Origin of the sequence: Planktothrix sp. PCC 11201 (genome assembly GCF_900009135.1) — a bacterium.
GTDB lineage: Bacteria > Cyanobacteriota > Cyanobacteriia > Cyanobacteriales > Microcoleaceae > Planktothrix.
The window spans coordinates 167,348-181,460 of the sequence record NZ_LT797688.1 but is presented as its reverse complement, the minus strand read 5'-3'; the positions used below and the strand labels follow the sequence as shown (position 1 = coordinate 181,460).

Annotated in this window: 8 protein-coding genes; 5 read left to right on the top strand and 3 right to left on the bottom strand. The window is 35.0% G+C overall.

Going from position 1 to position 14,113, the window contains the following annotated elements; translation table 11 throughout:
* The first annotated feature begins 41 nt into the window (after positions 1–41).
* Positions 42–2,162, top strand: a complete 2,121-nt coding sequence (locus PL11201_RS01705) for a tetratricopeptide repeat protein (protein ID WP_079676925.1) — start codon at positions 42–44, stop codon at positions 2,160–2,162.
* A 159-nt stretch (positions 2,163–2,321) separates the two neighbouring features.
* Here the strand turns inward: PL11201_RS01705 and PL11201_RS01700 are convergent, their stop codons facing one another.
* From PL11201_RS01700 to PL11201_RS01690, 3 genes are all read right to left on the bottom strand, one after another.
* On the bottom strand, positions 2,322–3,833 hold the full coding sequence (locus PL11201_RS01700; protein WP_079676924.1) for a tetratricopeptide repeat protein: 1,512 nt from the start codon (positions 3,831–3,833) through the stop codon (positions 2,322–2,324).
* Between the two features lie 450 nt (positions 3,834–4,283).
* Positions 4,284–5,237: a GDP-mannose 4,6-dehydratase gene (locus PL11201_RS01695; RefSeq protein ID WP_079676923.1), complete on the bottom strand. Its 954-nt coding sequence runs from the start codon at positions 5,235–5,237 to the stop codon at positions 4,284–4,286.
* 40 nt (positions 5,238–5,277) lie between these two features.
* Positions 5,278–8,790: a glycosyltransferase gene (locus PL11201_RS01690; protein ID WP_234996591.1), complete on the bottom strand. Its 3,513-nt coding sequence runs from the start codon at positions 8,788–8,790 to the stop codon at positions 5,278–5,280.
* A gap of 88 nt (positions 8,791–8,878) precedes the next feature.
* Here PL11201_RS01690 and PL11201_RS01685 point away from each other — a divergent pair, with 88 nt between their 5' ends.
* From PL11201_RS01685 to PL11201_RS01670, 4 genes are all read left to right on the top strand, one after another.
* The gene (locus PL11201_RS01685; protein ID WP_079676922.1) at positions 8,879–9,109 is read left to right on the top strand and encodes a hypothetical protein; all 231 of its coding nucleotides are present in this window, start codon (positions 8,879–8,881) and stop codon (positions 9,107–9,109) included.
* The gene (locus PL11201_RS01680; RefSeq protein ID WP_079676921.1) at positions 9,078–11,594 is read left to right on the top strand and encodes a tetratricopeptide repeat protein; all 2,517 of its coding nucleotides are present in this window, start codon (positions 9,078–9,080) and stop codon (positions 11,592–11,594) included. The genes PL11201_RS01685 and PL11201_RS01680 overlap by 32 nt, the downstream gene beginning before the upstream one ends.
* Positions 11,595–11,599: 5 nt before the next feature.
* Entirely contained in the window at positions 11,600–13,531 is a 1,932-nt protein-coding gene (locus PL11201_RS01675; RefSeq protein WP_079676920.1) for a tetratricopeptide repeat protein, read from the top strand.
* A gap of 86 nt (positions 13,532–13,617) precedes the next feature.
* On the top strand, positions 13,618–14,094 hold the full coding sequence (locus PL11201_RS01670) for a TspO/MBR family protein (RefSeq protein ID WP_079676919.1): 477 nt from the start codon (positions 13,618–13,620) through the stop codon (positions 14,092–14,094).
* The last annotated feature ends 19 nt before the right edge of the window (positions 14,095–14,113 follow it).

The following is a 14,113-nucleotide window of genomic DNA, read 5'->3' as shown; positions in this document are numbered from 1 at the left end:
TAAATTAAGACCATTTCGCCAGTGGCTAATAACCAAAAACCATGACTACTAGCTATTTTCAAACGGCTAACGAACTCAAACAAAAAGGCCAATTCTCTGAAGCTCTGGCTTATTACTATCAGGCAATAGAACAAAACCCTAAGTTTCATTTGTATCACCATAGTTTAGGGGAAACTTTGGCCAAATTAGGGCGCTTTGAGGAGGCGATCGCGTCTTTCCAAAAAGCTATAGGCATTAGTCCGAATGGCTCTAGTTACTATGGTATGGCCCAATCCTACACCCAATTGGGCAATATTGATAGGGCAAATTTAGCCTATTATCGAGCCATTGAGTTAAATCCTAATTGGGGTGTAGTTTTAGTTAAGCAAGGGGGACTTGATCGAGTTATTGCTTGTTTTGATTCTGTGTTGCAACGCGAGCCTGATCAGGCGATGGTTTATTATGATTTTAGTCGGTATTTGGCAGAAAAGGATTTAATGGATGACGCGATCGCGCTTTTCCAGAAAGCCCCGCAATTTAGTTATAACCAGGAACTTAATAATAAGCGCGATCGAGAGAAATTCCCTGGCACAGTATCAATTTATGAAATTTTGTGGAAAAACTTAAATCAATTAGGAAAAATTGATGATATCTCTGAGTCAATTCCTACAAAAGCTGAAGCTGAAGCCTATTTTGAGAAAAACAGCAACTATACAATTATTGATATAAATAATTTAACGGAATCCCATCAAAATTTGCTCAATGAGTATGGCATATCATTAGCTAATTTACAACTAATAAAAAAAGACGATCTTAACTTAGAAGAAATTTATATTAATAGTTTTAATCCTACACCCAAAGTAAAACTTTCGAGAAAATATATTGAAACGGTCTCTGAATTATGGTCAATTTATAAAAACAATGCTTGTTGTAAAGCCATGGTAGAAACAGGTTGTATTTACTCAGTATGCCCTTTTAGTGGTAAAACTGTCAAGTCTAATCAATCATTTTATGTTAATTATGAAAATTGGCTATTAATGCACGTTTACCGCTTTATAGGAAAGGAAATATTTTACCTAGTAATTGGAAATACTTGTCGTGGCAAAATCTGTATTTATTTCCCAGAAAAAGAAATAATTATAAAATTTTCGCCTAACTGGTTAGTATCTAATGAAATTGATAAATTTATCAATGGGTTAAAATTTTCTCTAGTCAGCAGTTATGAAAAAGTAAAATTTTATATAGAAAACCAACTTCCTAAAAAACTTGTATGTGATATAGGATTTAATAAGAATTTTGGTCACTACTACTGGAATGAATTATCAGGTATTCTTTATCTTCAATCCAACGATATTTTAGAGAAAATACAAAAATTTTTAGTTGGCCCTAAAGATTTCTTTAATGTCGAGGGTGTTTTTCCTGAAATACCTAGTGATAAAATCACTAAATTAGCTAATACTGACGAGGTGTTTCAAACGATTTTAGATAATAACTATTTTGCTGTTCAGGTAAATGACTTATTTCTTCGCCAAGAGTTAGCTGATCGTGTTATTCAATATTCCCTGAAAAAGTGTTCTGAAAATCCAGATTTTTTAGCAGAAGTGGAAAGGGCTAAAAAACATTTCCCTCTTTTATGTATCCAAATTAGAAGTAGTAGAACTTGGGTATCTCAGGTGGAGGGAAATGCTAATCTTATCAAAAAATTAGCGGCGGAGTTTCCCAATTTGGGAGTAGTTTTTGATGGTTGGGGGCGTCGAGAAGTCGAAGATGCTTTATCTGAGTCTATGATTGCACAGGAAAAAGCGGTTATGGAAAAAATTATCGCACAGACTCAGCCCAATATTATGACATATTATACAATCGGCAAATTAATGTATGAAAAAGTAATTTTTCTTAATTCCATAGATCTATACTTGGCACCTTGTGGATCTGGGCTGACAACTGTACAATGGATTGGCAATAAACCCGGTGTTTTACATGGAAACACTTTCTTTTATGATCAAGTATGGGCTATAGAATGCACAAAACCATCAGTTCGTGAAAACTTAATACCCGCCCGATGGATACCTAGGGATTATATTATTAGCAAACAACAGGATAATTCCAGCAGTGATTATGATTGTGATTGGTCGGTTATTTATAAGGAAATAGTCAAGATTGTTAGAGAACTTTCGCCAAGATAGACTGCAATTCGGAACAAGTTTTATTATTGATGGCAGACGGTTAAAATCTGTTAACCAATGGTACAACAAAAAGGTTGCCACATTGACAATCCCATACCCTATTCAGATGCCTAACAGCTTAAGCCGACTGCTGTTTAGCCCAGAATATCTATTGCAAAACTAGACAACGAGAGTGTGCTGTTTGGCTGCTAACTCCAAGGCGCGACGATAGCAAACACTCGCTTCTTTTATCTGGCCAAATTTTGCCAAAGCATCACCTAAATTATTGTAAATTAGGGAACATTCTGAGTTAAACTCCAGAGCTTTTTGATAGGCTTGAATAGCTTGATCAAATATTGCTTTACCTTGCCACGCATCTCCCAAACCTTGGTAAGCTTGTGCACTCGGTTGACGTTGAATTACGATTTGATAAGTTGAGATTGCATCTTGCCATTGATGTTGATTAATCAAGGCTTGCCCATATTGCAAGTAAACATCAAGATCATTCGGTTGAAGTTCTAGTAGTTTTCGATAAACTTCTAAATGATTGGGATTACAAGCAATAATCCGACGATAACACTGTTCTATTTCCGGTAAATTTTTATTAGATGAAACGGATAAGTTAGAACTCTGCAAAACTTCCAGCAAATGAAAATTGACAACCTCGGAATTGGGATCAATGGCTAAGGCTTTAACATAAGCTGCGATCGCTTCTTCCGATTGTCCTAGTTGAGCTAAAACAAACCCTAAATGATCCTGGACTTCTAAAGAATGAGGTTCTAATTCAACCGATTTCCGGTATATTCCTACTGCTTCATTCCATCTTCCCAAACTCATTAACGCATCTCCCCAATGTTGGTAAACCACGGCTGAGTTGGGAGCAAGTTCCGCAGCTTTCTGATAACAAATGATCGCTTCTTCCCATCTCTGTAATAACGATAAGGTATGCCCTAAATAATGATGAACAATCGCCGATCCAGATTCTAATTCTATTGCTTTTTGATAAGCTATAACCGCCTCTTGCAATTGACCACAAGCAGCTAAAGCCGTCCCTAACTTATACTGCGACCAGTAGGCATAAGGATTCAACTTAATAGCTTTGTGATAAACATCAATTGCTTCTGCAATTTCATTCCTAGTCTGTAGTAATTCCCCAAACTGAACATAAATTTCCGAGGAATTAGAATTTAGCTCTAATGCCTTACGCCAATAATAAAATCCTTCCTCAACTTGTCCCTGTTCTAATAAAATATTGCCAATTTGTTGATATAACTGAGATGAATTTGAGAACCCTTGATCAATAGCTTTTTTTAAATAGTCGATAGCCTCATTCGTTTGACCTGCTTGCCAAAATGCCTCACCTAAACTTTTATAAAACTCAGGTATATTAGGCTCGAGCGCGATCGCTTCCTGTAAAACCAAAATTGATTTTGCATATTGTTTAACTTCAACTAAAGCTATTCCGTAATCATAATGATACCAAGCTGATTTAGGATTCATTTTACAGGATTGATCGTAATTAACTATCGCTTCTTCCGAGGCTCCAGTTTGTACTAAAAGTTTACCCAGATTGTGTTGGTACAGATGAACATTGGGGTGATCTTCAATTGCTTTACGATAAATTGCGATCGCCTCTCCTAAATTTCCTTCTTGGACAAATTGATTAGCTAGATGAAAATACGAAACTGTCATAAAATATATTAAGAATAAGAATCAATTCCTGATTTAACCATGAATTCTGCCATCTCAACAAGACTCCGATTCCGTAAAATCGCATATCCCATCCCATTAAATGGCCTTTTGATTATACAGCATTCCAATCAATAATGAAAGCTCAATCCAAAATAATTACTGTTTTTATCCCTTAGGAATGAAAAATAAATAACTTGCACAATTACAACCTGGAAACCTTGATCTACTGTAAACTATTGCTCAATTAGTCACCTTATTGGTTTTTCATTCCTTAGTTGGAAACTCAACTTGATTACGATATTTTAATCTCCTGAATGTAATTGTTTTGGCTTAATAAGCTGCGCGCGCATCTAAAATAGCTATTCAGAAATCGTTAAATTCTTGTAGTCCGAGCTTCCTCGCTCGCTAGATTGTATGCAGCAAAAGCTTATTGAAGCCCTGAAGGGCTTACTACGAGTGTCTTGCTTCAATCATCATTCTAACAACATCTGGCATTTTATATTGAGCTTTCCATCCCAACTTTTCTTCCGCTTTACTGGGATTTCCTCGACCTACAGCAATATCCGTAGGTCTTAATAAATTACTGTCAGATTTAACACAGGTTTTCCAATCTAATCCCACACAAGAAAAAGCTATTTCTATAAACGATTCTAAGGCGTAGGTTTCCCCTGTGGCAATTACATAATCATCGGGTTCTTGCTGCTGCAACATTAAATACATGGCTTCTACATACTCCAGTGCCCAACCCCAATCTCGTTGAATTGAAATATCCCCTAAATAGAGTTTATCTTGTTTTCCGGCTGCAATATCAATGGCTGCTTTAACAATTTTTTGGGTAACAAATCGTTCAGGACGCAGGGGAGATTCATGGTTAAATAGAATCCCAGAACAGGCAAATAAACCGTATGCTTCTCGATAGTTAGCTACTTCCCAAAAAGCCGTTGCTTTAGCCACAGCGTAGGGACTACGGGGGCGAAATGGAGTATTTTCATCGGCAGGCAGTCCTTTAGTATCGCCAAAACATTCACTGGAACTAGCATTATAAAGTTTAATTTTTGCTCCTGTAAATCGAATCGCTTCTAATAAATTTAATGTACCAATTGCCATACTTTCTAAGGTTTCTACTGGCTGTTCAAAGGATAATCCTACTGAACTTTGACCTGCTAAATTATAGACTTCATCGGGTTGAATTTTAGTTAGAGTTTGCAATACACTTCTAAAGTCCGTCAAAATCATGGATTCTAATTTAATTTTATCTCGAATTCCTAGACGAGATAAATTGCTAAAAGAAGACATTTGAGCGTCCCGTGATGTGCCATAAACGGAATAACCTTGTTTTAACAATAGGTCAGCTAAATAAGCTCCATCCTGTCCTGATATGCCGGAAATTAATGCGGTTTTCATCTTTAATTGACAATCCCAATTTCAATTTTTAACAATAAAATTAACGACTAACAATCCCTAAAATTCGTTCCATTGCATATTTCCATTCAGGGGATTGACTTAAGGTGGAAGCATCCAAAGGATAGTTTCTGTAATTGGATAAGCGCACAAAATCATTTACCCATTCTAACACGGCTTCAGTGACAAATTCAAAGGGGGAGTATTTTAAGGATTGTTCGAGAAAGGTAACCATTTGAGAGGGATTTCCTTGGGTATAATGATACCAAGCATTCCAAAGGAGTGATGAGTATTTGAGACGATGATTGAGATATTTTACTTCAGTTTTAGTTAAAGGTAAATGACTCAAGCTATTTTCTTCGGGGGAAGTTAAAGCAATTTCTATAATTTCTAGGGTTTGTTTTAACATCCGGTCTTCTTTAAATAGTTCTTCTGCTCGTTGTTTAGATGCTACACCCATTTTAGAGAGTAACGGAGGATTAATCGCTAATTCTTGTAAAGTTTCAACGAGATCAGTAACCGTTTTTTCGGGATCAATATTAGGATCAGTTAAGAGTTTTCCCGTATCTCCTAAACCTTCGGGAATGCCCCCCGCAGCCGAGGCAATAATGGGTAATCCTTTTGCCATGGCTTCCATAATTGCAAAGGAGGGAGCGGCTTCTGCTAGGGAGGTTAAAATAAAGATATCACAGGCATCTAACCAGTCAGGAATATCCCACCGTTGTCCTAAGAATATGACGCGATCGCTAACTCCTAATTCCTGCACTTTTTGTTTTAATTCGGATTCTAAATCATGATCACTTCCCTCTCCTGTTCCCGCCCAAACAAAGTATAATTTTTCCCAGATAGAAGTGTGTTTTAATTGAGCGATCGCTTCTAACTGAAACCGATGTCCTTTAATGGGGGCTAACCTGGCAGTAGTTAAGCACATAATCCCATCTTCAGGAATCCCTATTTCTTGCCGTAACCGTTGACGAGTGGCTAAATTAGGCGAAGAAAAATATTTTTCTGATCGTCCATAATAGACTACATTTCCTTTATCTTTGGGTAAGCCAAATTGGTCTTGTAAAATCTGGAGATGTTCGTAAGCTGCGGTATTGAAAGTCCGGGCTAATCCATATTGATATAATACCCCTTTGGCGTAGGGAATACCATCTCCCATGGTAAAATTAATATGTTCGGGCATGGCTAATCCCAAGGCAATCATATAGGGAATATGGCGCTGAATTGCTACTTGTTTAGCGGCAAAATGGGAGTAAGGCCAACCATCACTAAAAATAATAAAATCGGGTTTAATTTCATCATAAAGAGCTTCCGCATCTTGGGTATTTCTGAGAATTCTAGGTAAATCTTGGCTAGTGCTATAGTCTAACCAATATTGCTGAATTCCTAACTCTTTTTCCTCCTCAACTAAGGGGTTATCGTGTTTGGGTCTAACGGCCGTTACTCGATAGCCTAATTTTGCTAATTCACAAAGAATTAAATGATCATATTGTGCTAACCCCCCAATACCTGGGTCGTCAGTATTGATTAACAGAATATGGGGTTTATTCAAGGGAGGAGTTAAGGTTGGTTTAGGTTGGGGGGTAAGTTTTGGGTTCATGATTTTATGGATAATAGATTGCCATTCCTGAGATTGAATTAAATCATAAGTATCTATTTTTTCCCCATAGTCTGATGCTATATTTTGAAAGGCATCAAGCCATTGTGAAATAGTTTCTGTCAGAGGGAAAAAACTATATTCTAGGGATTTCTCTAAACAATATATCATTAATTGAGGATAATGGTCTCGATACATTCGCCAAGCTAACCACACCCAGCGATCATAACTTTCCTTTCGACGTAACTGACGAATTTTATCGGGAAGATCGGGATGGTTAAAGAAATTATCCATAATAATTCCCGTATTTTTGATAACTTTTAATCCTCCCGACATTAAGTTATTGTCATGTTGACGGTAACAAGCATGAATTTCTTTTAACCAAATAGTTTTACATCCCATTAAGGATAAACGTAAGACAAAATCTAAGTCTTCAGTAGGGGGATAAAGATGATCAAATCCTCCCACTTTTTCCCACCATTCTCGGCGCAAAATCATGGCACTCGGACGTACACATTTATGTAAAACCCACGTTTCTAAATTCAATTCCGGTGCGTTTTCCCAAGGCTTAATGACACTCATTACAATTCCTTTTTGATTAACAATACACCACCCACTTTGGATAAAATCAATACTAGGATCAGCATCAAAAGCAGCAACCTGTTCGGCTAATTTTTGAGGTAAGAAAAAGTCATCTCCATCTAAAAAAGCTAAAAATTCTCCTTGCGCTATTTCACAGCCATGATTTCTGGCTTTTGCTGCTCCTTGATTGTCTTGATAAATATATTTAATTACGGGAAAAAAAGGTTTTAGAATTTGTTGAGTTCGATCTTGAGAACCATCATCAATGACAATAACTTCATAATTAGTATAGGTTTGTTCGAGAACACTTTTTACACATTGTTCAATATATTGATCACAATTATAAGCAGGAATAATCACACTCACTCTAGGTTTGTTTTGGGGAATATTTTTCGTAATTAGTTGTTTCCATTCGGGTAAATTATAGAAACTTTCTAAATCAAGTTCATAACCATAACCCTGACAATAACCCATGAATCGATGTACCCAATCAGAAATAGTAATCGCTACGGTATAAGGAGTATAAAGTAAAGATTTCTGGAGAAATTCAGCCATTGCTTGAGGATGATGGGTATGATATAAATGCCATGCCATCCAAGTTAAAGTTTCATATCGAGCGGGTTTTTCGAGTTGAAGAATTTCATCGGATAAATTGGGCTGACTGAAAAAATAATCGTGCAGTGCTACTATTAAATTGGCTCTTTCTCTAGCTTTTTGATGAGAAACAGTTTGCTGATGTTGCCGATAATTAACGGTAATTTCAGGGAGCCAAATGGCTGCATATCCTCGTAATGCTAAACGCCAAATAAAATCAACATCATCGACTCCATTAAAGCGAGAATCAAATCCTCCAACTTGCTGCCAAGATTCTTGCCTGAACATTAAAGAGCTAGGTAAAATTGGAGTTCTTTTTATCCAAGTTTCTAGGGTTAAATCGGGTAACTCATGCCAAGGTTCAATATCGGAAATTCCGTTATTATTTTGATCAATTAAACGCCAGCCACTATTGACAATTGCTACATTTTGGTTAGAATCAAAACAGGCGACTTGATGGGCTAATTTTTCAGGTAAAAACACATCATCTTGATCTAGTAAAGCAATAAATTTTCCCCTAGCTTCCTGAATTCCACGATTTCTAGCAGCTGCAACTCCTTGATTAGATTGCACAATATAACGAATTATAGAGGGGTTCCGGTGTGTATCTATGTAGTGTTGTATGATCTTAGGTGTATTGTCCGTTGAGCCATCATCAACTATAACAATTTCGTAGTTTGAGTAGGTTTGAATCAAAACACTATCGATGGCTTGGCTAAGGTAGCGATCGCCATTATAAACCGGAATAATAACACTAACCAGGGGAGATGAACTCAACATAAAATTACAGTTTTAGCTAATCAATCTGTTATTATAAGTCTTATTGGCTTACATGATCAGTAGTTTGAGGAAAGCAAATTGAGGAGCAATGAAAAAACAGAATCCATCGGGAGAATATAATAATTTTGGAAAACCACCTAAATCTGTAATGTTACCCAATTTAGATGGCAAAAATATGCAGACACTAAAACCCGTTAAATGGACTCCCATTAAACTGATTTTATTATCGAAATTGATTCTAACAAAAACCTATTTTAACTTAAATTTATATTTTTTATTTTATAATTATGACCCAATCAGAGATAATCAAAAAAGCTGAAATTTATATTAAACAAGGTCAATTAGATGAAGCAATTAATATTTGTGAAATTGCTTTAAAAAACAATTCTGATTTGGGCGATGCTTATCGATTAATGGGAATTGTAATGCAGTTAAAAGGCAACTACCAGCAAGCTAAAAATTATTATAAACAAGTTTTAGTATTACAACCTAATCAAGCAGAAATATATGCTAATCTAGGTATAATTTATGCTCAGAATCAACAATGGAAATCCGCTACAGATTATTATCAAATGGCAATAAAAATTAATCCTAATAATACAAGATTTTATAGGGATTTAGCCAATGTTTTTAATACAACCAATCAAACGGAACTCGCTAACGAATGTCAATATCAAATTCTAATTAGAGAACCTGATAAAATCAAACCGGAAGATCAGTTTAATTTAGGAAATGAATTTTTAGATAATGGCAAAATTGATCAAGCAATTGTTTGTTATCGTTACGCTATTGAATTTAATCCTACCTTTTATCATCTTTATTGTCAATTGGGATTGGCTTTAAGTCAAAAAAAACATTTTACAGAAGCAATTTTAGCCTATCAAAAAGCTATAGAATTAAATCCTGATTTTAGCTGGTCGTATCAAGGTTTAGGAGAAAATTTTAATAAGCTACAACGCTGGGAAGAAGCTATTTTAGCCTATCAAAAAGCTATAGAATTAAATCCTGATTTTAGCTGGTCGTATCAAGGTTTAGGAGAAAATTTCAGTAAGCTACAACGCTGGGAAGAAGCTATTTTAGCCTATCAAAAAGCCATAGAATTAAATCCTGATTTTAGCTGGTCGTATTATGGTTTAGGGGAGGCTTACCAATCCGTTAAACAGGAAAAAAAAGCAGCTTCTACTTATCGTAATTTTATCGCTATTAATCCTAATATTGCAGCAGCTTATTTTAATTTAGGCATAGTTTTAAAAGAATTGAAACAATGGGAAGAAGCTTACATTACCTTTAGTAATTGTCTGAACATTGAGCCTAATTATCCCGACTTAAATTTTAACTTAGTAGAAGTGCATTGTAATTTGGGAAATTGGGAAGAAGCTATCAAAATTTATCACGATTGCTTAGAAGAAAATTTAAACTTAGAAATAGTCTATCAAAAATTAGGAAATTATTTACAACAACAAGGAAATATCGAGCAAGCAATCGCTTGTTATCAAAATTATATTAAGATCAATCATGATTGTAATTTCTATCTATTGATTACAGATATTTTAATTGATCAACAACAATGGGAAGAAGCAATTTCTTATTTATTGCAATGGTTAAAACGACACTCGGACGATTTTGATAGTTATGTTAAATTGGGTTTAATTTTAGAAAAAATGGGACGAAAGTTAGATGGAGATGGATGTAAATATTTGCAAGTTATCCCTCTTGATCTACTTGAAAAACACTTAAATTTATCACCTGATTTACTAATAAATATTCAAGATTATCCCCGGGCTCAAAAAATATCAATTTATCCTCAAAGTTTGGTAGTTTTTAATCCTCCAAACGGAATATTAGGAGAAGCTAATTTTAGGTTGTTTCCTAACTCTATGCTATCCTCAGAAGCGTTTGTTGCAGTGATTCCTAATGGACGAGTATGGGGAGATGCTTTAACATCTGCTGTCATGACTTCAGAAAACCAGTTAATTAAGGATTTATCAACGGGTTGTGGTGAGTTAGTGATTAGTCGTGAGCAATTACAAGATCCTTTAGAATTATCAGGAAATGTAGCTTTTTTATCAGCGCAATTCGGATTAATTTATTACCATTGGATGTTTGATATTATAGCCCGTTTGCATTTATTAGAGAAAGCTGATTTTGATTTCAATAAAATTGATTGGTTTGTCGTTAACCGCCACCAATATCCTTATGAAAAAGAGACGCTAAAGCTGTTGAATATTCCCGAACATAAAGTAATTGATAACTGTAATTATCCCCATGTCAAAGGGTCAGTATTATTAGTGCCATCTTGCGTTCATTGGAGTCATTTAAAGTCTGCAAAATGGGGAGTAAATTTCATTAGAAATAAGTTTCTTTCCGCTAGTATTAACTCAAGTATTTATCCTCAGCGAATTTATATAAGTCGCCAAAATGCTAACTGCCGAAAAGTCATCAATGAGTCGGAATTTTTACCCTTTTTAGAAACATTAGGTTTTCAAACACTTTGTTTAGAACATTTATCTTTTCAAGAACAAGTTGGTTATTTTGCTAATGCAGAAATTATTATTGCACCCCATGGGTCAGGATTAACTAATCTAATCTTTTGTCGTCCTAATACAAAGGTAATTGAATTTTTATTTCCTGAATGGGAGACTTCTTATTATTGGCAACTTTGCAATATGGTTAGCTGTGAATATTACTGTTGTGTCGGTGAACCTTTGGATGAGGTCGAATTAAATTCTATTCCCATTTTTGACAATATAAAAATTAAGTCTTATACTATTATTGAACTTTTGAAAATGGCAAAGGTTATTTAGTAGTCATGAGTGATTTTAACGATAATAACACCAAAAATAATTTACAAACAACAGAATCTTATTTAACTTCTGCGAATCAATGTTTGGAACAGGGGAACACGGAACTAGCTTTATCTTTTTATAATCAAGCAATTGAATTAAATCCTGATAATGACCAGATTTATTACAAATTAGGTCAAACTTTAATGCAGTTAGAACGTTATGAAGATGCGATCACAGCCTACTCTATATCTATTCAAATTAATCCTGATTTTCCTTGGTTTTACAATAGTTTAGGAGAAGTATTAATTAAATTAGAACGCTGGGAAGAAGCGATCACAGCCTATACTCAATTTATTGAATTTAATAATAATTTTTGTTGGGCTTATTTTGGTATAGGGGAATCTTTTTTTAACTTAAACCAGATAGAAAAATCTCTTAATTATTATAAAAAAGCAGTTGAGCTTGAACCTACAAATTGCTGGATTCATATTAAATTAGGAGATGCTTTTTTGAAATTACAGCAACAAGAAAATGCGATTAAATCTTATTCTCAAGCAATCCAGCTTAATCCAAATATAGATTGGTTTTATGGGAAGTTGGCAGAAGTTTTTTTATCTCAAAATCAGTTAGAAAATGCCATTAAAACTTACCAAAATGCAATAATAATCAATCCACAAACCTGGCATTATATAGAGATTGGAAAAATTTTAATTCAACAAAAACTATGGGATATTGCTTTAGATTATTTAATTAAAGGATTACAAATACAGCCGGATTACCATGAAGCCTATGATTATATTTCTACCATTTTTAAACAAAAAAATCAACTATTAGATGCTATTCTTTGTGAGGTTCATCATCAATTACCAATCCCTTTAATTCAAAAAATATTTAATTTATCAGATGATCATTTTATTACCACTCATACAGAAAAAAATCTAACCAAAATTCTGGTTTATCCGCCTAGCAATATCGAACTTACTCCCCCTAAATTTATCGAAGGAAGTCTCAACCCTCATTTTCAATTAACCTCAATTAATTTCCCAGAAACCTTTGTTTCTAGTATTCCTAAAGGTAAAGTTTGGGCGGATACATTGACCAGTGCTGTTCTCAATTCAGAGAATCAATTAATCACAGATTTATCCACCGGAAGCGCAGCTTTATTGGTTAACTCTCCTCATCTTATTGCGTCACAAAATATTAGTGGAACAGTGGCATTTTTATCGGTAAAATGGGGTGAGAACTATTATCACTGGATGTTTGATATTATTGCTAGATTTGATTTATTATTACAGCATTTTTTAATTGAAGAAATCGATTATTTTGTTGTGAATCGATGCCAATTGAACCATGAAAATGAGACGTTACAACTATTAAATATTCCTTCAGAAAAAGTTATTGAAAGTTGCAAAAATCCAGCTTTAAAAGCAGATAAAATTTTAATTCCTTCCTATTCTCATAAAACTTCCAGAACACCTAAATGGGCTTGTGATTTCTTAAAAAGTTTATGTCTGAATTCTCAAGATAAACCAGGATTATTTCCTTTAGAAAGAGTTTATTTAAGTCGCAGTAACGCATCCTATCGTCAGGTATCTAATGAAGCAGAAGTAGTCTTATTTTTACAGCAATTTGGATTTACAGCCTTGAGTTTAGAAACTTTATCAGTCAGACAACAAGCCTATTATCTAGCTAATACTAAAGTCATTATTTCTCCCCATGGAGCCGCTTTAACCAATTTAGTTTTTTGTTCCCCAGGAACTCAGGTGATTGAGTTTTTAATGTCGAATTGGACGCTATCTTGTTATTGGGAATTAAGTAATATTGTGGGTTGCGATTATTACTGTTTATTTTGTGAACCTGCCGATTTTGGTCGTTCTCCTACGGATGGATCTCAAAATATTAAGGTCAATTTGAATTCCCTTTTAAAATTAATGCAATGGGCTGGAGTTGTTTAGGGATAGGATTCAATTTTCCTGCTTTTGGGAGATTTGACTAATAACCCACTAAAATAACCTGAATAGGGTTAAAAGAGTAAAAAATTATGATTAAATCTTGGATGATAATTGGAGGAGTGGTATTTTTAGTCGCCTTAGCCAATAATATTCTATTAACCCCTGATGATATCCGATGGTTTAATCGTTTAACCCGTCCCAGTTGGTTAACCTTTGAAAAAGCAATTCCTTTAATTTGGATAATCGTTTTTATTGCCGGGGCTTGGTCAGCAATTTTAGTCTGGGAAGCTGAACCCGGAATATCCCAAACCTGGGTATTAATGGGATTTTACCTATTATTAGAATTAGTGATTTTGTCCTATACCCCGGTAATGTGTAAAGCCAAAAGTTTACGGGTCGGAACAATATTAGGAGGGACAGGCTTTATTTTAGGCTTGATGTTAATGGTAAGCGTTTGGCCAGTATCTCAAACCGCAGCCTATTTACTCCTCCCCTTTGTCCTGTGGAGTCCAATTGGAACCTATACTACCTGGGCAATGATCCCACTCAACCCCGCAGAGGCTTAAAAACAGACCAGCCACCTAC